The sequence below is a fragment of the Candidatus Streptomyces philanthi genome (assembly GCF_059553635.1).
Window position 1 is genome coordinate 1 of sequence record NZ_JCANQV010000006.1, and the last position, 23783, is coordinate 23783.

Annotated in this window: 20 protein-coding genes and 1 pseudogene; 4 read left to right on the forward strand and 17 right to left on the reverse strand. The window is 72.6% G+C overall.

What is annotated here, in order from left to right; genetic code table 11:
- The 4 genes from AC51EU_RS01870 to AC51EU_RS01885 form a co-directional block, all read right to left on the reverse strand.
- The coding region (locus AC51EU_RS01870) for an MBL fold metallo-hydrolase (protein ID WP_496264816.1) at positions 1 to 844 on the reverse strand (844 nt) is incomplete at its 3' end.
- On the reverse strand, positions 841 to 1428 hold the full coding sequence (locus AC51EU_RS01875) for a non-canonical purine NTP pyrophosphatase (RefSeq protein WP_496264817.1): 588 nt from the start codon (positions 1426 to 1428) through the stop codon (positions 841 to 843). The genes AC51EU_RS01875 and AC51EU_RS01870, both read right to left, overlap by 4 nt.
- A gap of 10 nt (positions 1429 to 1438) precedes the next feature.
- A complete protein-coding gene (locus tag AC51EU_RS01880) occupies positions 1439 to 2320 on the reverse strand; it encodes an SDR family oxidoreductase (protein ID WP_496264818.1) in 882 nt (293 codons plus the stop codon).
- Positions 2321 to 2554: 234 nt separating this feature from the next.
- Positions 2555 to 3229, reverse strand: coding sequence for a DNA methyltransferase (locus AC51EU_RS01885; RefSeq protein WP_496264819.1), 675 nt, complete (start codon positions 3227 to 3229; stop codon positions 2555 to 2557).
- A gap of 308 nt (positions 3230 to 3537) precedes the next feature.
- Between AC51EU_RS01885 and AC51EU_RS01890 the strand changes: the two genes are divergently transcribed.
- The 3 genes from AC51EU_RS01890 (at position 3538) to AC51EU_RS01900 (ending at position 7861) form a co-directional block, all read left to right on the forward strand.
- Positions 3538 to 4119 (forward strand): O-methyltransferase, encoded by a 582-nt coding sequence (locus tag AC51EU_RS01890; protein ID WP_496264820.1) that lies wholly within the window; start codon positions 3538 to 3540, stop codon positions 4117 to 4119.
- Positions 4116 to 6137: a DUF2264 domain-containing protein gene (locus AC51EU_RS01895; RefSeq protein ID WP_496264821.1), complete on the forward strand. Its 2022-nt coding sequence runs from the start codon at positions 4116 to 4118 to the stop codon at positions 6135 to 6137. Before AC51EU_RS01890 ends, AC51EU_RS01895 begins: the two co-directional genes overlap by 4 nt.
- A gap of 176 nt (positions 6138 to 6313) precedes the next feature.
- On the forward strand, positions 6314 to 7861 hold the full coding sequence (locus AC51EU_RS01900; protein WP_496264822.1) for a phospholipase D-like domain-containing protein: 1548 nt from the start codon (positions 6314 to 6316) through the stop codon (positions 7859 to 7861).
- Positions 7862 to 7927: 66 nt separating this feature from the next.
- Here AC51EU_RS01900 and rph read toward each other — a convergent pair whose 3' ends face one another.
- The 6 genes from rph to AC51EU_RS01930 form a co-directional block, all read right to left on the reverse strand.
- A complete protein-coding gene (gene rph / locus AC51EU_RS01905; protein ID WP_496264823.1) occupies positions 7928 to 10525 on the reverse strand; it encodes a rifamycin-inactivating phosphotransferase in 2598 nt (865 codons plus the stop codon).
- A gap of 622 nt (positions 10526 to 11147) precedes the next feature.
- Positions 11148 to 11489 carry an NHL repeat-containing protein gene (locus tag AC51EU_RS01910; protein ID WP_496264824.1) on the reverse strand — a complete coding sequence of 114 codons (342 nt, stop codon included), beginning with the start codon at positions 11487 to 11489 and terminating at the stop codon, positions 11148 to 11150.
- 128 nt (positions 11490 to 11617) lie between these two features.
- Entirely contained in the window at positions 11618 to 13345 is a 1728-nt protein-coding gene (polX, locus tag AC51EU_RS01915) for a DNA polymerase/3'-5' exonuclease PolX (protein ID WP_496264825.1), read from the reverse strand.
- A gap of 144 nt (positions 13346 to 13489) precedes the next feature.
- Positions 13490 to 15037 carry a cellulase family glycosylhydrolase gene (locus AC51EU_RS01920; protein ID WP_496264826.1) on the reverse strand — a complete coding sequence of 516 codons (1548 nt, stop codon included), beginning with the start codon at positions 15035 to 15037 and terminating at the stop codon, positions 13490 to 13492.
- Positions 15038 to 15492: 455 nt separating this feature from the next.
- Positions 15493 to 15864, reverse strand: coding sequence for a plasmid transfer protein KilB (gene kilB / locus AC51EU_RS01925; protein ID WP_496264827.1), 372 nt, complete (start codon positions 15862 to 15864; stop codon positions 15493 to 15495).
- 206 nt (positions 15865 to 16070) lie between these two features.
- Entirely contained in the window at positions 16071 to 16247 is a 177-nt protein-coding gene (locus tag AC51EU_RS01930) for a hypothetical protein (RefSeq protein WP_496264828.1), read from the reverse strand.
- Positions 16248 to 16663: 416 nt separating this feature from the next.
- On the opposite strand from AC51EU_RS01930, the gene abc-f reads away from it, so the two are divergent.
- Positions 16664 to 18316 (forward strand): ribosomal protection-like ABC-F family protein, encoded by a 1653-nt coding sequence (gene abc-f / locus AC51EU_RS01935; protein ID WP_496264829.1) that lies wholly within the window; start codon positions 16664 to 16666, stop codon positions 18314 to 18316.
- Positions 18317 to 18598: 282 nt separating this feature from the next.
- On the opposite strand, the pseudogene AC51EU_RS01940 reads toward abc-f, so the two are convergent.
- From AC51EU_RS01940 to AC51EU_RS01970, 7 genes and pseudogenes are all read right to left on the reverse strand, one after another.
- Positions 18599 to 18772 (reverse strand): annotated as a pseudogene (locus AC51EU_RS01940) (collagenase); the annotation flags it as partial.
- A complete protein-coding gene (locus AC51EU_RS01945; protein WP_496264830.1) occupies positions 18690 to 18875 on the reverse strand; it encodes a M9 family metallopeptidase N-terminal domain-containing protein in 186 nt (61 codons plus the stop codon). The pseudogene AC51EU_RS01940 and the gene AC51EU_RS01945, both read right to left, overlap by 83 nt.
- Positions 18876 to 19002: 127 nt before the next feature.
- Positions 19003 to 19716 (reverse strand): GntR family transcriptional regulator, encoded by a 714-nt coding sequence (locus AC51EU_RS01950; RefSeq protein ID WP_496264831.1) that lies wholly within the window; start codon positions 19714 to 19716, stop codon positions 19003 to 19005.
- A 119-nt stretch (positions 19717 to 19835) separates the two neighbouring features.
- Entirely contained in the window at positions 19836 to 20840 is a 1005-nt protein-coding gene (locus AC51EU_RS01955; protein ID WP_496264832.1) for a proline racemase family protein, read from the reverse strand.
- Positions 20841 to 20871: 31 nt separating this feature from the next.
- Positions 20872 to 21780 (reverse strand): dihydrodipicolinate synthase family protein, encoded by a 909-nt coding sequence (locus AC51EU_RS01960; protein WP_496264833.1) that lies wholly within the window; start codon positions 21778 to 21780, stop codon positions 20872 to 20874.
- A gap of 107 nt (positions 21781 to 21887) precedes the next feature.
- Complete coding sequence (locus tag AC51EU_RS01965) at positions 21888 to 23417, reverse strand: FAD/NAD(P)-dependent oxidoreductase (RefSeq protein ID WP_496264834.1); 1530 nt, start codon at positions 23415 to 23417, stop codon at positions 21888 to 21890.
- Entirely contained in the window at positions 23398 to 23688 is a 291-nt protein-coding gene (locus AC51EU_RS01970) for a (2Fe-2S)-binding protein (RefSeq protein ID WP_496264835.1), read from the reverse strand. Before AC51EU_RS01970 ends, AC51EU_RS01965 begins: the two co-directional genes overlap by 20 nt.
- Positions 23689 to 23783 lie beyond the last annotated feature (95 nt).

Genomic DNA, 23783 nt, shown 5'->3' on the forward strand with positions numbered 1-23783 from the left:
GCGACACCGTGAGGCGGTCGCCCGGCGCCGCCCGCAGGACGGTGCGGTCCGGGTCGTCCGCGCGCAGGACCTGGTCGACGAGGCCGGGCGGGACGGGGAACTTGTGCCCGTTGAGCCATGCCGCGTCGCCCAGGCCGTACTGCCCCTCGGGGAGCGGGACCACATGGGAGGGCCGGGTCCGGGCGAGCAGGCCGGCCAGCGCGTCGGCCCAGGCGGCGTCCACGCCCGGCGGCACCCCCTCCACGCTCCGGGTCTCCTCGATCGGCTGACAAGGGGTCAGGAGCAGGTCCGGCGGCGGCCCGGGGCCGAGCAGCCGCTCCACCCATGCGGGGGTGACCAGGCTGTCGACCATGTGCCACACGAAGGAGTCCGGGGTGCGCACGGCCAGGCCGTGTTCCGGGCCGGCGAACGTCGAGGGCGTCCATATCAGTTCGAGACCCGGGCGCGGGGTGAGCGTCATCCAGTCGTGCACCACGGTCGTCTCGGCGAACCCGAGCCGGCGCAGCGCGTGGTGGATGCGCGGATCGTCGGGGTGCAGCACCGGCAGCGCCCGGTCGAGCAGGTCCAGGGAGGCGATGTCGAAATGGTCGCGATGGGAGTGGGAGATCCACACCGCGTCCGGTCGCGGAAGGGCCCGCGGCACGACGCGGCGCGCCGGCGCGTACCCGAGGAGCCCGCCGCGGTAGGAGTCCCCCAGGTGCGGATCGCACAGCAGGCGGAAGCCGCCCACCCGTACCAGCACCGTCGCGTGCCCCGCGACCTCGATGGTGACCGGCATGCCGTTCGCCTCCTCGCTTCCGTGCCGGACGGCCGCCCGCGCGGGGCCGGCGTGCCCGGCCGTCATGCGGCGACCTTCAGACGGGCGGCCAGACCGCGGAAGGCCCGCCCCCGGCAGTACAGGGCGGCCTTCTCCCGCGGCGTCATCTGGCCGAGCGTGCGCCCGTCGCCCTCGTCCGGTACGAACACACTGTCGTAGCCGAACCCCGCGTCACCGTGGGGCTGTTCGGTGATACGGCCGAGCGTCACGCCCTCGCTGACCGTCCGGCGGCCGTCCGGATGGCACAGCAGGGCCACGGTCCGTACCCGCGCCCCGCGCCGCGGCGCCGCCACGCCCGCCAGTTCGGCGAGCACCTTCGCCACGTTCTCGGCGTCGCTCGCCCGCTCGCCCGCGTAACGGCCAGAGCGCAGCCCGGGGGCGCCTCCGAGGGCGGCCACCTCCATCACGGTGTCGTCGGCGACGGCGGGCAGTCCGGTCGCCGTGGCCACCGCGGCGGCCTTGAGGAGGGCGTTCTCCTCGACCGTCGCCCCGTCCTCGACGACATCCGGAAGCCACGGCGGACGAGGCGACAGCTCCAGACAGCCGTCGAGCAGGGCGGCGATCTCCACGGCCTTGGCCGGGTTGGCGGTGGCGAGGACGACATGCAGCACGGGGCCTCCTTCAGGCGGGAGCGGCGGGGCGCGGGTCGTCGCGCCGTCCGGGGAGCACCTCGGGTTCCGAACGGCTGTGCCCCATGGCCAGGTAGCCGCCGTCCACCGGCAGGTCGGCGCCGGTGATGAACGTCGCGCCCGGCCCGCACAGGAACAGCACCGCGGCGGCGATCTCCGCCGGCTCCCCCAGCCGCCGAAGGATGTGGTGCCCGCCCAGGACCGGGCCCCATCGCGCGCGGTCACCGCCCGTCATCCGGTCGACTTCCGGGGTCCACACCAGGCCCGGCGACACACTGTTCACCCGGATGCCGTCGTCGGCCAGATCGAGTGCCTGGCAGCGGGTCAGCGCCAGCAGCGCGCCCTTGCCGGCGCTGTAGGTCCACTGGCCCGGCTGTGCGATGTGCCCCGAGACCGACGCCACGTTGACCACCGCGGCGCCCCGGGCCCTGCGCAACGCGGGCGCCAGGGCCGCCGTCATCAGGGCGCTTCCCTTGACGTTGACGCCCAGGCTCCGGTCCCACTCCTCGGGCCGGGCGTGTTCGGCGCGGGCGAGAAAGGTGGCGGCGCAGTTGACCAGGGAGCGGACCGGCAGCCCCACGGCTTCCGCCGTACGCGCCGCCGCCAGGCAGTCCGCCTGCCGTGCGATGTCGCCCGCCACCGTGGTGACCGCGGCGCCCTCCAGCTCCTTGGCGGTCGCGCGCAGCGCCTCGGCGTCCCGGTCCATGAGCAGGACGTGCGCCCCCGCGGCGGCGAAGGCGCCGGCGGTGGCGCGGCCGATGCCCGATGCCCCACCGGTGACCACGCAGACCGTGCCCGCGAAGTCCGCGCCGGGACGTCCCGCACCACGGGTCGCGGATTCCGTCTCGTACTCCGGCTCACACGGCGATGTCATGGGGCCCCCGAGGTCGGCGAAGGGCGGAATTCTCGTGCTGGGCACCTCACCCAGGTGTCATCGTGTTCGAGCGGTACGGGCCCCGCAATCGCACGGGCGTCGTCCCGCTGGACGGCGGCGCCGCGTCCCGGTACCCGGCGCGGCGGACGCGGGGTGCCACCGGCAGCCCCGGCCCGCTCGGCCGTCGGAGTGAATCGCGACCGTTTCCGGCGCTGCCTCGTCCCCGCGTGACGCTCAGGGCTCGTAACGGAACACCAGCACATGGGTGTGGTGGTACCCGGGGGCCGCCTTCTCGGGCCCCGTGTGCACGAACACGATGTCCTCGGACAGGTGGAACAGCTCGTTCAGCAGCATGCCGAACTCCCACACCAGGGGCCGGGTCCACTTCCACTCCGGGCGGCGCGCCTGGGAGACCTCGACCACCACCGCGGCCCCCGGGAGGAGGAAGCGGGTGAGCCCCGCGAAGATACGGCGGGCGTCACGGAGATGGGTCTCGGGGGTATCGGCGCCCCGGGAGGTGCGGAAACTGGTGAAGGGCGGGCTGGTGAACAGCAGTGAGAAGCCGGGCCAGGAGCCGGCGGGCACGTCCTCCGCCGAGGAGACGACGAGCCGGGAGGGATCGGGCAGCCGTGACCGGGTGAACGCGGCACGCCGGCTGTCGCGTTCGAAACCGACCGCTTCCCGGCCCAGGCGCCCGGCCACCGTCAGGGTGGTGCCGAAGCCGCAGAACGGGTCGAGGACCCACTCCCCGGGACGGGAGAAGGTGCCGATCACGTACTCGGCCAGCGGTTCGGGGAACCGCATGTCCGTGAGGCCGTCGTAGTCGAGCGGCTCCAGGGAGCCGTCGATGGCCTGCCAGGAACGCCGCACGGGCGGTGCCTCGGCGTCTGTCACCAGCGGATCCGGCATGTGCGCGCACCTCACAAAGACGGCGGACTGCTCTCGGCCCCGAGGGACGCGGCCTGCCCCGGTACGCGCCACGGCGCCCTCGGCGGGGGAGACCACGCCTCGAACATCGCCGACCCCGGCCGGGCGCGCCACCGCTCGTGCCCTGTCCGGCGGAGGACGTCCCCACGGGACCGCACCCGGCGGCATCGGCCAGGGCCCCAGGGCCGTGTGCCGCCGTGAACCGCGCTTACCGCTACGTATCGGGTAATTTCGAGCCATGGTCCACGACGGCGTCCCGCCCGCCGTCCGCGACTCCCCAGGAGGGTCACATGGACGACAGCCCCTTTCGGCCCCCCACCGCGGCCGCCGAGATCCGTGCGCGGAGCGCGGCCCTGGGATTCAACGGCTCCTGCCAGGACCGCACGGGCGCGCTGCTGCGCACCCTCGCCGCGCTGAAGCCCGGCGGCCGCCTGCTGGAACTCGGTACGGGAACCGGCGCGGGGACCGCCTGGATCCTGGACGGCATGTCACCGGACGCACGCCTGGTCACCGTGGAGCGCGATCCGGGACTCGCCGCGGTCGCGACCGACCTGCTCCGGGCCGACCACCGCGTGGAGTTCGTCCTCGACGACCTCCTGGAGTGGATGCCGCGGCAGCGCCGGCACACGTTCGACTTCGTCTTCGTCGACTGCGGCCTGGCCAAACGGCGCCACGAGACCGTCCTGGGCCTGCTCCGGCCCGGGGCCGTCTACATCGCCGACGACCTGCACCCAGGAACCGGCTGGAGGCCGCAGGACGTGGTGGCGCGGGACGAGTACCTGGCCACTCTCGCGGCCGATCCCCGCCTGCGGCCGACCCTGCTCGGCTGGTCCAGCGGCCTCGCCGTCGCCGCCGTCGACGGGCACGGATGACACCGCCGCCGAGCGGCCCACCCGGGCGCCTCGCGCTGCCGCCGGAGGACCGGGCCCGCTCGCCACGCACGGGCTGGACCCGGGCGCACTGGGAGGCCGTCGCGGACCACCTGCTGGACTCCTTGCGGCCGTACATGAGTCCGCTCGGGGCGTCGGTGCGGCCACCGGGGCGGCCGAGCTGGTCCGGGCCGCGGGTCGACGGCCTCGAAGGGTACGCCCGGACCTTCCTCCTGGCCGCCGTCCGCCTGGCGGGCGCCGACGGCGCGGACCCCGCGGGCCGGACGGAGCCCTGGGTGAGCGGGCTGGCCGCCGGAACCGCACGCCACGGCCCGGAGTCCTGGCCGGAGATCACCGACTGGAGCCAGCAGATCGTCGAGACGGCCGGGATCGCGGTCGCCCTGCACCTGTCGAGGACGTGGATCTGGGACCGGCTCACCCCCGGGGTCCGGGAACGCGTCGCCCACTGGCTGGCGGGCACGGTGGGCCGCCGCACACGGCACAACAACCACCTGCTCTTCCAGGTCGTCGTGGAAGAATTCCTCCACTCCGTGGGTGCCCTGGACGACCGCCGCGGCATCGAGGCCGCACTGGACCGCGTCGACGAGTGGTACCGGGGAGACGGGTGGTACCAGGACGGCCCCCGCCGCCGCAGCGACTACCGCGACACCGACGGAACCGTACACAGCCCCGCGTCCGGCTACGACGCCGGCGAACGCTTCGACCACTACAACGCCTGGGGCTTCCACCTCTACACCCTGCTGTGGGCGCGCATCGCCGGACCCCGGGCCGGCGACCGTGCCGCGGTCTACCGGGAGCGGCTGCGCGCCTTCCTGGCCCAGTACGTACTCCTCTTCGGCGCCGACGGGGCCCCGGTCCATCACGGACGCTCCCTCACCTACCGGTTCGCCTGCCTCGCCCCGTTCTGGATCGGCGCCCGGGAGGACGCCACACCGCTCTCGCCCGGCGTCACCCGACGGCTGGCCAGCGGCACGCTGCGCCACTTCGCGGAGCACGGGGCACCCGACGGCCACGGGCTGCTGACACCGGGCTGGTACCGGGCCTTCCGGCCGTCGGTCCAGGACTACAGCGGGCCGGGAGCGCCGTACGCGGCGAGCAAGGGCCTGCTGGGACTGCTGCTGCCGCCGGACCACCCCGTGTGGACCGCGACCGAAGAGGCCCTGCCCGTCGAGACCGGCGACTACGCGACGGCTCTCCCCGCGCCCGGCTTCCTCGTCCACGGGACCCGGCACGACGGTCTCGTCCGACTGCTGAACCACGGCAGCCACTACCTGACGGCGCCGCCCGCCGTACACCGGGACGACCCGCACTACGCCAAACTCGCCTACTCCACGCGCACCGGACCGGAGACCGGGGGAGACACCCGCACGGCGCGGCTCGACAACCACATCGCCCTGATCACCCCCACGGGGGACGTCTCACGGCGCGAGCGCGTCCACCGTGTGCGGGTCGCCGACGGCCACGCCGCCTCCTGGCACCGGCCACGGACCGGCGACGGCACCCCCTCGGACGCGTGGCGGATCGACAGCGTGTCGGTCGTGTGCGGTTGCTGGGAGATCCGCGTCCACAAGGTGACCGCCCCGGCCGGTCTGCTGCTGCGCGAAGGGGGCTACGCCCTCGCCTGCCGCGAGCGCCCCCTGACCCGCGTCGCCGGCCGCGATGCCGTCGCCCGGCGCGCCGACGGCCTGGCGAGCGGCATCGTCGGCCTGCACGGATGGGACACGGCGCGGGTGCGGCACGCGTCCGGGACCAATGCCTTCGGGGAGCATTCGTGCGTCCCGTACCTGACGACGGTCACCGGCACGGCGGAAGACGCGGTCCACGTCTCGGGGATCGTGCTCGCCGGAACCGCAGGTGCGCCGCTCGACGAGGTGCTGCGGCACGACATCACCGTCGCCGTCGACGACGGCACCGTGCACCTGGGCGTGGCACGGCGGGGAGGCTGGCTGATCCGGCCGGGAACACCGCGACCGGTGACCGCCGAGGACGGGCACCGGTAGCTCCTCGCCGCGAGCCGCCAAGTCCCTGACAACGTCGCGTTCTTGGTAGCCTCCTCAAGTTGATCTTGAGGGCGCGCCCTTCGGCGCCTGGCAGAATGCGAATTGAATTGGCTCACCGTCAGCTTCGTCGTGGCCTCCGTCTCACGGGCCGTGTCGTCGCCTGCTCGCTCGTCCTCGTGGCGCTTCCCGCCGCCCCGGCCCTGGCTGAACCCGCGTCGGCCACCCCGCACCTCGACGCGGTGGAGCGGGCGCTGCGCGAGGTCTCGCCCGGCCTCGAAGGCAGTGTCTGGGAGCGCACCGCGGGCAACCGGCTGGACTCCTCGACGGCCGACCCCTCGGACTGGCTGCTCCAGACCCCCGGCTGCTGGGGCGACGACAAGTGCGCCGACCGGCCCGGCACCCGGCGGCTGCTCGCCAAGATGACCGAGAACATCTCCAGGGCGACACACACCGTCGACATATCGACCCTCGCACCGTTCCCCGACGGGGCCTTCCAGGACGCGATCGCCGACGGCCTCAAGGCATCGGCCGCCGCGGGCAACAAGCTGAAGGTCCGCGTCCTCGTCGGCGCCGCCCCGGTCTACCACCTCAATGTCATGCCGTCGAAGTACCGCGACGAGCTGACCGCCAGGCTGGGCAAGGCCGCCGACAACATCACACTGAACGTGGCGTCGACGACCACCTCGAAGACCGCGTTCTCGTGGAACCACTCCAAACTGCTCGTCGTCGACAACCGGTCGGTCATCACCGGCGGCATCAACAGCTGGAAGAACGACTACCTCGACACCGCCCACCCGGTGACGGACGTCGACCTCGCCCTGACCGGCCCCGCCGCGAAGTCCGCCGGCACGTACCTGGACACCCTGTGGTCCTGGACCTGCGCGAACAAGTCGAACCTCGCCGCCGTCTGGTTCGCCTCGTCGAAGGGCGCGGGCTGCATGCCGTCGCTGGCCGCCGACGCCGGCACCCCGGGCCCCGCCGGTGACGTCCCCGTCATCGCCGTCGGCGGCCTCGGCGTCGGCATCAAGCGCAGCGACCCGGCATCGGCGTTCCGCCCCGCCCTGCCCACCGCACCGGACACCAGGTGCGTCGTCGGCGTGCACGACCACACCAACGCCGACCGCGACTACGACACCGTCAACCCCGAGGAGAGCGCCCTGCGCGCCCTCGTCGCGAGCGCCCGCGACCACATCGAGATCTCCCAGCAGGACCTCAACGCCTCCTGCCCGCCGCTGCCGCGCTACGACATCAGGCTCTACGACGCGCTCGCCGCGAAGATGGCCGAGGGCGTGAAGGTCCGCATCGTCGTCGCCGACCCCGCCAACCGGGGCACGGTCGGCAGCGGCGGCTACTCGCACATCAAGTCCCTGTCGGAGATCAGCGACACCCTGCGCGACCGCCTCGCTCTCCTCACCGGCGACAAGGGCACCGCCCGTACGACGATGTGCTCCACCCTCCAACTGGCCGCCTTCCGCGGCTCGGACAGCGCCACATGGGCCGACGGCCGCCCGTACGCCCAGCACCACAAGCTGGTGGCGGTCGACGACGCGGCCTTTTACATCGGCTCGAAGAACCTCTACCCGGCCTGGCTCCAGGACTTCGGCTACATCGTGGAGAGCCCCGGAGCGGCGGGCCGGCTCAAGGCGGAGCTGCTCGCACCGCAGTGGCGGTACTCGCAGGCCACCGCCACGTTCGACCACGCACGCGGCGTCTGCCAGGGCTGAGCCCCGCTCGACAACCGACTGCCGCCCCCCCCGGGTACCACCGGCCGGGACCGTGGGGGCGGCAGGTCAGGGCAGGATTTCGACGTACCCCTCGACCCCGTGGACGCGGATGCGCTGCCCGTCCCGGATCAGCCGGGTGGCCCCCTCCACGCCCACGACGGCCGGCAGGCCGTACTCCCGGGCGATCACCGCGCCATGGGTCATCAGGCCGCCCACCTCCGTGACCAGGCCCGCGATGCCGACGAACAACGGCGACCAGCTGGGGTCCGTGAAGGCCGTGACCAGGATGTCGCCCGCTTCGAGATCGGCCTTCGTCATGTCGAGGACGACGCGGGCCCTTCCCTCGACGGTCCCGGTGGAGACCGGCAGGCCGATCAGCGCACCGGCCGGCGCGTCGTCGCGCCGGTACACCCCGGTCACGGCCTCACCGTCCGAGGTGAGCACCCGGGGCGGCGTGAGCGCGTGGTACGAACGGAACGCGTCCTTGCGCCGCCGGACGAGCCGGCCATCCACCTGGTGGGAGCGCACGACCTCGCGGAGTTCCTCGAACGTGAGGTAGAAGATGTCCTCCTTCTCGGGAAGCACACCGGCCCGCACCAGGCGCTCGGCCTCCTCCAGCAGGGCCTGCTTGTAGACGAAGTAGCGGCTGATGATGCCGTACTTCGGGTACTCCCGGTACCCGATGAAGGTCCGGACCCGGTCGATCATCCGCTTGGTCTCGTCGGCCTTCCGCTCCCCGTCCGGCAGGGCCCGCACACGTGACAGCACGTCCCGTTCCTTCTCCCGCGCTTTCTGCCGCCCCTGCGCGAAGCGCCGTTCGGCGGCGCCCGGCCCGAAGTTCCGGACATTGTCGAGGATCACGGGCACGAGCGTGCTGGGGCGCTCCCGCCAACGCGGCCTGGTGATGTCGATCTCGCCGACACAGCGCATGCCGTACCGGTCGAGGTAGGCCGCGATCGCCTCGCGCGCCTCGGTCCCGCCGGCGAGCCCCGCCAGCTCGTCCAGGAACCCCTCGTCCTTGACGCCCCGCAGGAACGCCACCAGCTCGGGCCGCGGGCGGATCACGTCCGCGACATCGAGGAGCGCCAGTCCCATTTCCGAGGTGATGTTGCCGGGGGCGGACAGCGTGAGCGTGTCCGCCGCGTTCTTCTCGCCCAGCCACTCCTCAAGCTTGTCGTTGAGCCACCACGTGGCCTCCATCCCCGCCATGATCACCTGAAGGTTCAGCGGGTCACCGAGGACCCGCTTGTGCTCCTCGAAGGCATCCAGCAGGAAGTCGAACAGCTCCGGCCCGGACTTCGTCCGGATGTCGCGCTCCAGCGCGGCGATGGACGCCCGGCTGCGCTCGATCAGCCCGGTGACGAGGGCCGGATCGGTCGCGATCGGGGCGGGCGCACCACCGGCCGGCGGCCCGCCGGGACCCTCGTCCGGGAGTGACGGGACGAAACCGTCGCGGTCCAGCACGGTCTCCAGCGCGTCCCTGACCAGCGGATCGCCCCTTCCGATGAGGTCCAGCAGACCGGTACGGCTCGCGGGCGACGCCAGGCGCCGGGTGACGTCGACGAACAGCCTCCCGCCGGCCTCGTGCATCGGCACCATGGCCGTCAGCTGCCACACGGAGAGCCCCAGGGGCTTCATGGGATCGGTCATCATCTGCTGATGACCGACGGAGACATAGACGTGATTCTCCTGGTCGCCGGCCTCGGGGACGGGGAACAGCGTCGTGATCGGCCGGCTCTGGACGATCCGGAAACCGTCGTCGACCAGGCACCATTCGATGTCCTGCGGGCGGCCGAAGTGCGCTTCGATCCGCCGCCCGAGCTGTACGAGCCGCAGGACCTGCGCATCCGTCAGCGCCGGCTGCTCCTGCCGCCGCGGGTCGATCGCGGCCTCCCGCGTACCGCCGCCCGGCAGGGCGTGAACGGCACGCTGTTTGGCGGCGATCGTCCTGGCGACGACCTCGCCGTGCCGCACGGTGAAGACGTCCGGGTTCACCAGGCCGGAAACCAGCGCCTCACCGAGGCCGAAGCCGGCGTCCACGGTGGCGGCCTTCCGGTTGCCCGTGACCGGGTCGGCCGTGAACAGGACGCCGGACGCGTACGGGAAGACCATCTCCTGCACGACCACCGCCATGTGGACCGCACGGTGGTCGACGCCGTTGTGCTGACGGTAGGTCACGGCCCGCTCGGTGAACAGCGACGCCCAGCACCGGCTGATGTGCCGGAGGACCGCCGCCGGCCCCACGACGTTCAGATACGTGTCCTGCTGGCCGGCGAAGGAAGCCGTCGGCAGGTCCTCGGCGGTCGCGCTGGACCGCACGGCGTAGGCGGTCCGCTCGTCGCGCCGGGCGAGCGCGCGGGTGATCGCCGCCGCGAGATCGCCCGGCACGGCAACCCCCTCGATCATCCGGCGAATCCGCGCGCTGAGCGTACGGATCGCCTCCCGGTCGTCCGCGTCCACACGCGACAGCTCGTCGAGCCGATCGCCGATCGACGGCACTTTGGCCATGACCCGCCGGAAGGCGCCCGTCGTCACGCAAAAGCCCTCCGGCACCCGGACGCCGTCGATCCGCGACAGCCCGCCCAGGTGCGCGCCCTTGCCCCCGACGGCCGCGACCTGCGTCTCGTCGACCTCTCGCAGATCACACACGTACTGCTCGGTCACCGCGACACCTCCGAGGCAGCCGTGCCCCGTCGCACGGCGGTGGCCGATCGCTTCACCGGCACCTCCCCCTCCGCCGAACCCCTTGCCGGGCACGCCCTCATCGCTGATCGCCTTCCCTCCGGCAGTCCGGCCGACCGCTCCGCCCAGTCGAGTGGCGCACACTCCCGCACCTCCACGCCGAGCACCCGCACCGCCGGTCCCACCACTGGTCCGACGTCACCGCGTCCCCCACGCGCCGACAACAACACACGCACGTCGTGCCCTCATTTCCGCAGGTTGTGGCATCGGCCGACGATTCTGCGCCACGACCCGGGCCTTGCCGCAAGCCCCCCTGCGCGCTATAAGTTGAGAGTGGCAAGGAGAGTGTCCTCCTTGCCTTTCGTCTTTTGCCGACCGGTGAAGCGGACAAGCCTCCCGTGAAGCGGTGGGGCGCGGGGGAGCGGTGACGGCTGGGCCCGCCCTCGCCGGCCCCTGTGAGCCGGAACCAGGCCCCTTGCCGTACCCAGGAACACGGGCCCTCCGCTCGTACGACTGGCCGGAGAGGCCGCGTCGGGAAGGGGAGGACAGGCGAAGCCGTGCTCCCGGAGGCGTTCCGCCCGGGAGCACGGCGTAGAGATGTGTGTCAGGCGCCGAGGAGGCGGGCGGCGGCGAAGTCGAGTTGGGTGGTGCCGTCGGGCTTGGCGACGATGTTGCCGGAGGTGTCGACGGCGACACCGCGACCGGAGTCGGGGCCGCCGCTGAACGTCACCGTCACTTCCCCGGTCGTGCCGAACGTGGTGTCCAGGGAGCCGTCGGTGTTGAGACGGATCACGAGAGTGTTGGGGCCCGCGGCGCCGATTCCGACGATTTTCCTGTTCCCGTCGAAGGCGAGACTCCGGATGCCGTCGCCGAGACCGCCGGAGACGTTGAAGGTCGCCTTGCTCCGGTGCCGAAGGTCGTGTCGCCGTGCGCACGACGGCGTCACCTGGAGTCCAGTACGGCGGGCGCGACGGGGAGAGCCGGCGGATGCGGGATGACGTCCCGGGGCGGACGTGCCGGTGCCACGACCTGGCCGGCAAAGGAGACCGGCCCGTCACGCCGGGGTGTGCCGCCTCAGCCGGTGCGGTTCTTGCGGAGGAAGCTGCGCAGGCGGCGCAGGGGCCAGGTGTTGATCACGTCTTCCGGGGTGAGCCAGCCGCGTTGTGCGGTGCCGGTCCCGAAGCGGAGGTAGGCGAGCTGGAGGGTCGAGTGGGCGTCGGTGTTGACGGCGAACTTCGCCCCGTGGCTCCTGGCGCGGAGGATGTCCTCGTCGCCCAGGTCGAGGCGGTCGGGCTGCGCGTTGATCTCCAGGGCCGTGCCGGTACGGGCGCAGGCGGCGAACACCTCGTCGAGGTCGGCGTCGATGCCGGGCCGCCTGCCGATCAGCCGGGTGGTGGGGTGCCCGATGATGTTGATGTGCGGGTTCTCGCAGGCGCGCACGAGCCGCCGGGTCATCGCCGTCCGGCCGAGGCCGAAGTGGGAGTGCACGGAGGCCACGCACACGTCGAAGCCCGCCAGGAAATCGTCCGGCCAGTCCGTGTCTCCTTCGGGGCCGATGTTGAGCTCGGTGCCGTGCAACAGCCGCATCCTGTGGTGCCTGCCGTCCAGCGACCGCACCTGTTCACGCTGCGCGAGGACCTTCTCGTCGGTCATGCGCTGCATGTACAGGTCCGGCGCGTGATCGGTGACCGCGTAGTACGCGTAGCCCCGCTCGGCGGCCGCCGTCACCATCTCCTCCAGTGTCGCGAGGCCGTCGGTGAGATCGGTGTGGGTGTGCAGGTCGCCCTTGATGTCGTCCTCCGTCACGACCTCGGGCAGTTCTCCACGCAGTCCGGCGTCGACCTCACCCCGGTTCTCCCGCAGCGTGGGCGCGATCCACGGCAGGCCGAGCCGGGCGTACACCTCCTCCTCGGACCGTGAGGCGACCCGCTTGCCGCCCTCGGTCTTGAACAGTCCGTACTCGGAGAGTTTCAGTCCGAGGCGGCCGGCGATCGTGCGGGTACGGATGTTGTGCGCCTTCGAGCCGGTGAAGTACTGCATCCCGGCGCCCCACGCGTCCGGCCGCACCACACGCAGGTCGACCTGGACGCCCTTGTCGGTACGGATCGAGGTCTTCTTCCTGCCGTGCGCGATGACCTCGGCGGTGGAGGGCAGTTCGGTGAGCGCGTCCATGAAGGGGGCCGACCGGCCGGCGGCGACGAGGATGTCGAGGTCGCCGATGGTCTCCCTCATACGGCGCAGTGAACCGGCGTACGCGCAGTGTTCACAACCGGTGATCCCGGAGAGTTCGGCGACGATCTCCTCGGCGGCCTCCATGGCGGTGCCCAGCAGAATCCGCCCTCCCGTCTGCCGCATGAGCGCGATGCCGTGCAGGATGTTCTCCTCGGTCTTCTCCCCGAAGCCCTTCAGATCGCGCAGCTTCTCCGCCTTGATGGCGTCGGCCAGCTCGTCCACCGAGGAAATGTGCAGATCCTCGTACAGGGCCATGGCCTTCTTGGGGCCGAGGGTGGGAATGGCGATGAGCTGCCGCACTCCCGCGGGAATCCTGGCCCGCCGCTCCTCGACCACCGCGACATGTCCGGTGCGGAGGTACTCGACGACCTTCTCGGCTATCGACGTTCCCACGCCCGGGATCTCCTTGAGACCCGCGACGTCGAGACGGGAGACATCGGCCGGGTGGCCGCCGATCGCGCGGGCGGCCTTTTCGTAGGCACGCGCCTTGAAGGCGTCGCCCCCGGTGATGGCGATGAGGTCCGCGTACTCCTGGAGGAGTGCCTCGACCTCCTCGTTGGACCGGGCCATGTCTCACAGTCTAGGAACCGATCCGTCCCTCGTGCCATGGGACGAGGGACGGATCGGGGCCCAGGTGGCGTATCGCTCCTCGTGAGCGGGCGGAGGCGCGGTGTGAACGCCTTGAGGTCGGAGGGTGGGGCGGCAGATGCCGCTTCAGCGGGACGAGCGGTGTTCCGGAGAGGCTGATGGACGGGGGCGGGCGGCGGTCGCCGTCACCTGCACCGTGGCTCCCGGCGGTGCCGCCGGGAGGAGGACTGCGGCCTTTCCGGGCCTGCTGTCCACCACTACGGCCGGCCCGGCGCCGGTGACGGAGAGGTGCGCTCCGCCGGGGAAAGCGGAGGCCGGGAGGGAAAGCTGTGTCCAGCCGCGCCGTGTGGTGCGGTTGGCGGTCAGGGTGAGGGTGTAGGTCCGGGTGGCCGGGGTGTAGGACTCGGTGTGCGGGATGCCCGCCACGGCCGGTGCGTACGGGGTGAAGGCGGGCTGCTTTCCGGGGGCGGGGCTGCCGTCGTGATCGTAGGCGCAGTAGCCGCCGCCGTCGCGGGCGCGGCAGTCGTACCAGAGGGCCCAGCCGGCGGCGAAGCGGTCCATGGAGGTCACTTGCCGTCGGAACAGTTCCGCGTTGCCGGGCGTGGTGGCCTGGGGCGGGCCCCATTCGCCGACCAGTACCGGCAGGCGGTGGGCGGTGGGGTAGGCGCCGATGGCGGCCTCGTACTTCTCGATGAAGCGGCCCCCGGTGTCCCAGTCGGCACCCGATTCGACGGCCGTGTCGTAGTAGTGCGGGGCGTAGCCGAGGCGGGCGGCGCCGGGCCGGGGGTCGGTGAATCCGGGCAGGCTGGTGGGGACGCCTTCGCCGACCAGGACGGTGGGTTCGAGGAAGAGCCAGGCGTCGGGGTCGGCGGAGCGGACGGCGCCGATCAGCCGCCGGTACATGGCCGCCAGCCGGCCGCGCTCCAGGGCGGCGGAGGCCTTGATCCGGTCGTCGGGGTCGGTCGGGTCGCCGGGCACCGGTCCGAACGGCTCGTTGAACAGGTCGTAGCCCAGCAGGGAACGGTGTCCGCGCAGGGTGGCCGCGACCCTGGCGTAGACGGCGCTCTGGGCGGCGCGCAGGTCGGGGTCGTCGTAGAGGTGGGTGAAGGCGGCCTGTACGGCGGGCTGGAAGTAGTCCGCGAACCAGTCGTCGGGGTCGGGCTCGAAGGGCAGTCCGTCGGTGCGGGTGGCCCAGGCGGGGATGCCGTTGTGGCCGAACGCCGGGCCGAAGACGTCCTGGTGCCAGTCGACCAGGACCAGCACCCGGTGGCGGTCGGCCCAACCCAGGACCCGGTCGAGGTAGGCGAGGTAGCCGGCATCGTAGCGACCGCGGCGCGGTTCGGCCTTCTCCCACTGGATGTTGATCCGCAGCAGGCCGAAGCCGTCGGCCGCCAGCCGGGCGATGTGCTCCTCGGTCACCGTGTCGGTCTTGCCGAGGTTGAGCCCGCGCAGCCGCAGCACACGGCCGTGCCGGTCGGTGAGGTGCGTACGGCCGTCGGACGAGGTGACGGTGCCGGCGGGGACGGGCCACTCGGCGGCCCGACCGTGCCGGACGGGCGCCGGGCCGGACCCGGGGGCGGTCCACGCGGCCACCTCCGGCTCCGCCGCGGGTACGACGCCGAGCAGGGCCGCACCGAGGAGGGCCAGGATCACGGCGGTGGTGCGCAGACGCATACGGCCTCCCGGTGACAGGGACATGACGTTGTGTCAGTTGCTGCGTATGCGTACCCCAAAGGCGTCGCCACCTACCACCCGGGCCTCACACGACACGGGGCAGCTGTCGGAACAAGCCGCTGTCCAGGGTGGGCCGGGGCCGCGCGGTGCGCACGGTCATCGCCTGCGATGCCTGGCCGGACCCGGCCTGCGCCGCGAGATCCATGGCGGGCTCCAGGCGGAGAGAACCGGAACAGCGCGAACACCGTGCTGCACTACGGCAAGGACGCGCCCTGGCCGGCCGGGGCAAGGAGCACCCCGAGACCTCGATGCTCGCGCTGCGTCTGCTGCAGCCGCGCTCGTGCGCGTAAACACTCTGCCGGTACGGCGGGCACGGGCCGAACCGGCGTGGCCGGGAAAGCTCCCGGATGAGGACAGCGCGGTCTGACCGCGCTGTCCTGCTCCAACGTCAACCATTATCCGGACACTTCAGGGGGTGCCGATCCGTGGAGAACGGCGTTGGCTCTGGTGACGAATGCGTCGCAGGCTGCTTGAGCGACACTGCCACGTTGGAGCATGTCTGCTTTGTCATCAGCCCGGATGATTGCGCTGGTGAGCTCCAACACCGTGTTGGCTTGGTCGGCGAGTTGTTGAACGTCCTCCTGGCTGCTTATGAGCTTCAGGCGAGAGGCACTGCTGCGTGTCTCCACGTAGAGCCGGTAGGACTCGGCCCGCGCGGCCGCAGCCTCTTCACCCGTCGGATCGGCATTCCAGCGTGACCATCGGTCGTACTGCGCGCGGCGGTAGTCCTCGGCGAGGGCGATGAAGGCAGTGCAGTTGTCGAACATGCGCTGTTGTTGCTGGTGGGAGTGGGCGCGAACGTCGGCTCGGCGAGCGGACTTCTCCTGGTAGTGGTGCGCTATGACGGAGCCCAGCAAGGTGCCTACTACGGCTAACGCGCCGGCAATGATCCCCTCCACGCTGGTAGCGCACCATGTCGGAGTTTCACCGCGCGAGCCGCCTTTCGGTCGTTTCTACAGATCGGAACGCGGGATCATGACCCAGCCTCCTGGGCGTGGCAGGTCTCGCCGAGGTCTGCGAAGAGGTCGCTGATGCGGCGCCGCAGGTCGTACGCGTACGCGCAGATCGTGTGCGGCGAGAGGCCCCGGTCGACCAGATGATCCAGTAGCCGGCAGGCCGCCGCGACAGGTTCACCGTCACCGTCCACCAACCGAACTCGCCGTACGATACCGCCGTCGCGTTCCTTGACCGCCCGTATATCGACTCCCCCAAGCCTGCACTCGGATGGCGCAACGAGACCTCCACTTCCACGGCGCCGGCTCAGACGCCACTCGAAGGTGTTCAGACAAAGAGACGTGCGGGGCACCTTCCGCCCCGACATGGAAAAGCGGCTCAGCCGGCGGATACGGCCCGGCTGGGCGCGGAGAGTGGCTTCCCGTGCCTCGCCGTCCCCGGACGAGCGGGGTGCTGCGGGTCACGGACTTCGTGCCCCGTGCGAACGGGAGCGAGACGATTCGTCTTGCTATGGTGGGGCCATGGCTTTCCTCTTCTTCGTCTGAGTCCGGGCACGGCCCCTGCCGCCGTTTCTGCTGCCCGTAGACCCTTCGTATGCCCAGGGAAAGCCCTATGCGCGACCGCGCTCATACCCCCCTGCTCACCACCGTCCCCGCGGTGGCGCAGCTGTCCGTCAAGTCCGTCACCAAGTCGTACGGCACCCGAACCCTCCTCGACCAGGTCTCCTTCACCGTCCGGCCGGGCGAGAAGGCCGCCGTCATCGGTGAGAACGGTTCCGGCAAGTCCACCCTGCTGCGGTTGCTCGCCACGGCCGAGACGCCGGACGCCGGGGAGGTCACCGTTCGCTTTCCCGGCGGAACCGGCCACCTCACCCAGACCCTCGACCTCGACGCGGACTGCACCGTGCAGGACGCCGTCGACCTCGCCCTGACCGAACTGCGCGACATGGAGCGAAGGCTCCGTGCCGCCGAGGAGTCCCTCGCCGACGCGTCGGCCGAGGAACTCGCCGCGTACGGTGAGCTGTTGATCGCTTACGAGGAACGCGGCGGATACGAGGCGGACGCCCGTGTGGATGCCGCCATGCACGGGCTCGGGCTGGCCCGGATGACCCGGGAGCGCCTGCTCGGCTCGCTGTCCGGCGGCGAGCGGTCGCGCCTCGCGCTCGCCTGCTGCCTGGCCGCCGCCCCCGAACTGCTGCTCCTGGACGAACCGACGAACCACCTCGACGCGGCGGCCGTGAGCTGGCTGGAGGCACACCTGCGCGCACACCGCGGCACCGTCGTCGCGGTCACCCACGACCGCGGCTTCCTGGAGCGCATCGCCACCACGATCCTTGAGATCGACCGGGACGAGCGCACCGTGCGCCGGTACGGCGACGGCTGGGCCGGCTACCGCGTCGCGAAGGCCGCCGCCCGGCGCGGAGCGGAGGAGCGGTACGCGGACTGGGTCGAGGAGGTGGCCCGGACGGAGGAGCTGCTGGAGACCGCCGGCAGGCGGCTGGCCACCACCGGCCGTGACCCGAAGCAGGGATTCGGCAAGCACCGCCGCTCCAGCGAGGCGAAGCTCGGCGGGCAGGTGCGCTCGGCGCGGGAACGCCTGGACCGGCTGCGGCGCAACCCGGTGGCGGAGCCGCCGGTACCGCTCCGGTTCACGACGGCGCTGCCGCCGGCAGTCGGCGGCCCGGTCCAGGGCACACTCGCCGAACTCGACAACGTACGGGTCGGGGAACGGCTGCACCTGGAGGGCCTCCTGGCGATCGAACCCGGAGGACGCCTCCTTGTCACGGGCGAGAACGGCGCGGGCAAGACGACGTTGCTTCGCGTCCTGGCGGGCGACCTGCGGCCGGACGCGGGCACGACACGCCTCCCCGCCCGGATCGGCTACCTCACCCAGGAACTGCCCGCGCATGCCACGCGGCTGCCGCTGCTCGCCGCGTTCGCCGCCGGGCGGCCCGGTCTGCCGGACGAGCACGCCGAACAGCTCCTGTCCCTCGGCCTGTTCCGTGAACAGGATCTGCACGCCCCCGTCGCCGCCCTGTCCGTGGGACAGCGGCGGCGGTTGCAGATCGCGACCCTGGTGACCCGGCCCGCCGACCTCCTCGTCCTCGACGAGCCGACCAACCACCTCGCACTCGACCTGGTCGAGGACCTTCAGACGGCGCTCGCGGCGTACCCGGGGGCGGTGGTCGCGGTCTCGCACGATCGCGACTTCCGTCTGCGCTTCGAGGCCCAGCAGCTGGAACTGCACGCCGGCCGCAGGCGCTGACCCGCCCCGAATCGCTTCGCATCCATCAATCCACTGTTCCGACGGTATCCGGCGGCCCGCCGGGTCGCCGACCGGGCGGCGGCGAGGAGCGGCCGCCGCTCCCCGCGCCTCGCCGGTCGGCCCGCCCGCCGGAGGCCCCGGGGCGTTGGGCCGTACGGGTGAGGTACTGGCGGTGTTCAAGATCCCTGGCGGCGGGCTGCACGGTCGCCGCGCCGGTCCGGAGGCCGGCCGACAGGTCGGCCGGACCGGGGCGGTGCCACGCGTGCGTGGTGCTGTCGCAGCCCCCGCCGCGCAGGTGGCCGGCCAGTCGGCGAAGCCGGCGTCGTAGCGGGTGCCGAGGGTCTTTGTGAGCAAGGTGCGGGCGGCGGCCCACTCATCCTTGCGGTAGTGGCCGAGCAGGGTGTCCACGTCCTGCGGGTGGGACTCGGTCAGGTAGCGCACGGCCAGGTAGCCCCACGGTGTTGTCGCCCGGGTAGTCGGCAAAGGCGGCGCGCAGCGCGTTGGCCACCGCGCCCATCTGTTCCTCGCGGAAGAGGGCCTTGGCGTCCTGACCGGCCACGCTGAACAACGTGTTGGTGCAGGGCCTGTTGGCGGACGAGCGCGCCGCCGCGCCGACGGCGCGCGGAGCGGCGGGCCGCCGCGTCGTGGCGAGGCGTCACGGCGTCCCGCACCGTGGTCCTACGGGCTCAGCGCGCGGCGCCGCGCCTCCCAGTGGCCTTGGCCGGCGCCCGGTCCTGCTTCCCCTCGGCCCACAGGGTGCGTACGTGCCCCAGGTGGCGGGTCATGCACCGCTCGGCGCGCTTGGCGTCGCCGGTCAGCATCAGGTCGAGAAGCTCCAGGTGCTCTTCGGCCGACGGGAGCAGCTCGCCGCGCTCGTCCAGGGCGGCCAGACCGTACAGACGCGACCGTTTGCGCAGATCGCCGACGGTCTCCACCAGGCGGTCGTTGCCCGACAGGGCGAGCAGCGAGAGATGGAACCGGCGGTCCGCCTCCAGATAACCGATGAGATCGTGCACGCGGGCGGCGCGCACGATCTCCTCGGCGACCGGGCGCAGCGCCTCCAGGTCCTCGTGGGCCGCGCTCCGGGCGATCCGGCCGATCACGGGGACCTCGATCAGGGTCCGGATCTCCGTGTACTGGTCGAGGTCGCGCTCATCGACCTCTGTGACCCGGAAGCCCTTGTTGCGGACCGGCTCGACCATGCCCTCCCGCGCGAGATCGAGCATCGCCTCGCGCACCGGCGTCGCCGAGACCCCGAGGTCCTCGGCGAGTGCCGGTGCGGAGTAGACCTCGCCGGGCTTGAGTTCGCCGGAGATCAGTGCCGCGTGCAGGGCGTGGGCCACCTGGTCGCGCAGCCGCTCGCGCGTGGTGATGAGACCGTGCTGTGTCAGATGGCCCATGGTGGTGGTGATCCCTTCGTGCCTGCCCCCGCGCCTTCCCGGCCGAGCGGATCACCCAGCGTACAATGTCACGTTGCTCACGCGGCGGGGTGCGCGGGCCGTGCGGGACGGGGCGGTGTTCACAGGAGGAAGCCTCCGGGGAACGGGTCGTCGGGGTCGAGGAAGTACTGGGCGGTGCCCGTGATCCAGGCGCGTCCCGTGACGCGGGGAACCACCGCGGGGACCGGTCCCACCGTCGCCTCCTCGATCAGACGGCCGGTGAACCGCGTGCCGATGAAGGACTCGTTGACGAAGTCCTGGTGCAGGGGCAGCTCACCGCGGGCGTGCAGCTGCGCCATGCGCGCGGAAGTGCCGGTGCCGCACGGTGAGCGGTCGAACCAGCCCGGGTGGATGGCCATCGCGTGCCGCGAGTGCCGTGCGTCGGAGCCGGGCGCCGTGAGATGGACGTGCTTGAGCCCGGCGATCTCGGGCCGGACGGGATGGACGGGCCGGTCCGGGGAGGCGTTGACGGCGTCCATGACCGCAAGGCCCGCTGCGAGCAGTTCGTCCTTGTGGTCACGGTCGAACGGCAGCCCCAGGGCGTCGAGTTCGACGAAGGCGTAGAAGTTCCCGCCGAACGCGAGGTCGTACGTCACGGTCCCGAGGCCCGGCACCTCGGCGGTGCGCTCCAGGGCGACGCAGAACGCGGGCACATTGGTGAAGGACGCCGATGTGGCGGCGCCGTCCTCGACACGGACGTCGACGGGGACCAGCCCGGCCGGGGTGTCCAGGGTGACGCGTGTGACCGGCTCGGTCACCGGCACCATCCCGGTCTCGACGAGCACCGTGGCCACACCGATGGTGCCGTGCCCGCACATGGGCAGGAGCCCGGAGACCTCGATGTACAGGACGCCGTAGTCGGCCTCGGCCCGTGTGGGCGGCTGGAGGATGGCGCCGCTCATCGCGGAGTGCCCGCGCGGCTCGTACATCAGCAGCGTACGGAGGTGGTCCAGGTGCGCGATGAAGTGCAGCCGGCGCTCGGCCATCGTGGCACCGGGGATCACCCCGACACCGCCGGTGATGACCCGGGTGGGCATGCCCTCGGTGTGGGAGTCGACGGCATGGAAGACATGGCGGGTACGCATCGTGGGTTCCTCCCGTCCTGGCCGGTGTCCGTCAGCGGTGTCCGTCGGCGAGGGCCTTGCCGGTGGCGGACCGCACGGCCTGCCCGGCCGGCCCCGTCAGCGGCAGCCGCGGCGGACGGGTCGGGCCGCCGCGGCGGCCCACGAGGTCCATGGACGCCTTGATGGCCTGCACGAACTCGGGTTTGGAGTCCCACCGCAGCAGGGAGTGCAGGGACTTGTACAGCGGCAGGGCCCGGTCGAGGTCGCCCGCGGTCGCGGCGTGGAACAGCTCGGCGCAGGAGGCCGGGAAGGCGTTCGGGTAACCGGCGATCCAGCCGACCGCGCCCGCGAGGGCCAGTTCGAGCAGGACATCGTCGGCCCCGATGAGGAGGTCCAGGCCCGGGGCGAGTTCGGCGAGTTCGTAGGCCCGGCGGACATCACCGCTGAACTCCTTGACGGCCACGATGTGCCCGGCCGCGTGCAGCTCGGCGAGGAGCGGGGGGACGAGGTCGACCTTGGTGTCGATCGGGTTGTTGTACGCGACCACCGGCAGGCCCACCGAGGCCACCTCGGCGTAGTGGTCACGTACCGCGGCAGGCTCGGCGCGATAGGCGTTCGGCGGAAGCAGCAGGACGCTGCCGCAGCCCGCCTCGGCCGCCTGCTCGGTCCAGCGGCGGGACCCGGCGGCGCCGTACGCGGCGACGCCGGGCATGACCCGAGCGCCGCCGGCCACCGCGACGGCCGTCGTCACCACCCGGGCGCGCTCCTCGTCCGTCAGCGTCTGGTACTCGCCGAGCGAGCCGTTGGGAACGACGCCGTCGCAACCGTTGTCGAGCAGAAAACGCACGTGGTCGGCGTAGGCGTCGTGGTCGACGGAGAGGTCGTCGCGCAGGGGGAGCGCGGTGGCGACCATGATGCCGCGCCAGGGGCGGGTGGTGCTCCAGGAGGTACTGGTGTCCATGGGGGCTCCTACGGAATACGGGTGCGCGTGGGTGCGGAGGTCGGTGGCCACGGGGGCCGGGGTGCGAGGAGGCGGCAGGTCCTCTCCGGGCCGCGCGGGCCCGGACGTCATGCCCGTTCTTCGGGAGCGGGCGTTCCCGCGCCCGCCGGGGGGAGTTCGGCCAGTGCGGACAGGGGGACGGGGGCGGCGAGCGGGCGGCGGTCGGGAGCCGGTCCCGCGCCGGGTGCTCCGGACGCCATGTGCCGTCCGGCCAGGCAGGTGACGGCCGTGGAGCAGATCCGGCCCTGGCACCAGCCCATCCCGGCCCGGGTGAGGAGCTTGACCGTACGGGTGTCGTGGGCACCGAGGTCCGCGGCGGCCTCGCGGACGCGGTCCGCGGTGACCTCCTCGCACCGGCACACCTCGGTGTCGCCGGTGAGCCAGTCGGTCCAGCCGGGGCCCGGGGCGTGCACGGCGGCCATCGCGTCGGCGAAGGCCCTCATGCGGGCGATCCGGCGGCGCAGTCCCGCGGTGCGCGCGGGCGGCGGCATCTCGCCGCGGAGCCGGGCTCCGGCAGTGAGACCGGCCAGTTCGCCCTCGGCCAGGGCGGCCGCCGCACCGCCGATGCCGCGGCTCTCGCCGGCCGCCCAGACGCCGGGCACCGAGGTGGCCAGACCGCGGTCGGTGGCCACCGCGTGGCTGCCGTCGGCGGTCCGGCGCACGGCGCACCCGAGTGCGGTGGCCAGGTCGATCTGCGGGACCAGGCCGTGGCCGACGGCCACCGCGTCGCAGGAGATGCGACGGGCGGTGCCGGGAACGGGCCGCCACCGCCGGTCCAGACGGGAGACCGTCACGGCTTCGACACGGTCCGTCCCGTGCGCTTCGGTGACCGCGCTGCGGGTGTGCACCCGGACCCGGTGACGCAGCAGGGCACTGCCGTGGACGACGGCCTCGGCGGCCTTGTCCGGGTTGGCGGTGAGGGCGCCGGGGTGGCGGGCGTAACCGAGGTATCCGGCGGCCTCGACGAGCGCCGGGACGTCGGCGCCCGCGCCGGTGAGCGAGGTCGCGGTGGCCAGCAGCAGCGGACCGCTGCCCGCGACGACGATCCGCCGCCCGGGGAGGACCAGCCCCGACTTGAGCATGGCCTGGGCGCCCCCCGCGCTGACCACGCCCGGCAACGTCCAGCCGGGGAAGGGAAGATGGCGTTCGACGGCACCCGTCGCGATGAGGACTCCGCGGGCGGTCAGACGCACCGGGGTGCGGTCCGTGCCGTCGGGACCGGTGAGGGCGTGGACCGTCCACAGGCCGGCGCGGCCCGGATCGCGTACCACGCTCCAGACGTGGTGCCGGGGGAGATGGCTGACGGCCGGACAGCGGCGCAGGCGGTCGCGGAGGCCCGCATACGCGGACCAGCCATGGTGCAGCGCCTCCGGGCGGCGGGCGCCGAGGGCGGGCGGGGGACTGCGGTAGAACTGCCCGCCGGTCAGCCCGTCCGAGTCCACCAGGGCGGTACGCAGCCCGAGTTCGCCGGCGGTGACGGCTCCGGCCAGGCCCGCGGGTCCCGCGCCGATCACCACGAGGTCGTAGGCGTGCGGGGATGGTCCGGGACGCTCACCGGAGGGGCCGTGGCGTGGCGCGTCAGACGGCGAGGTCGGCACGGCCCGGACCCTCCTGGGTGGTGACGGCGTCGCCGGGTGCGGCCGGGAGGAGGCAGGCGCGGCGGTTCGGGGTGCCGTTGACGGTGACCAGGCAGTCGTGGCACTGGCCGATGCCGCAGAAGACGCCGCGTGGCCGGCCACGGCCGCGGGTGGTACGCCAGGCCAGGATGCCCGCGGCCCACAGCGCGGCGGCGACGGACTGGCCGGGCAGGGCGGCGACGGGCCGGCCGTCGAAGGTGATCTCGAAGGCGGCGCCCGGTTCGGCCGCCACCACATCATGGGGCGTCGGACGGCTTCGCGCCCCGCCCGCCGGACGATTGTGCCCGCGGCTCGTCGTGCGACGCGGCTTCATGAGGTCCGCCTTTC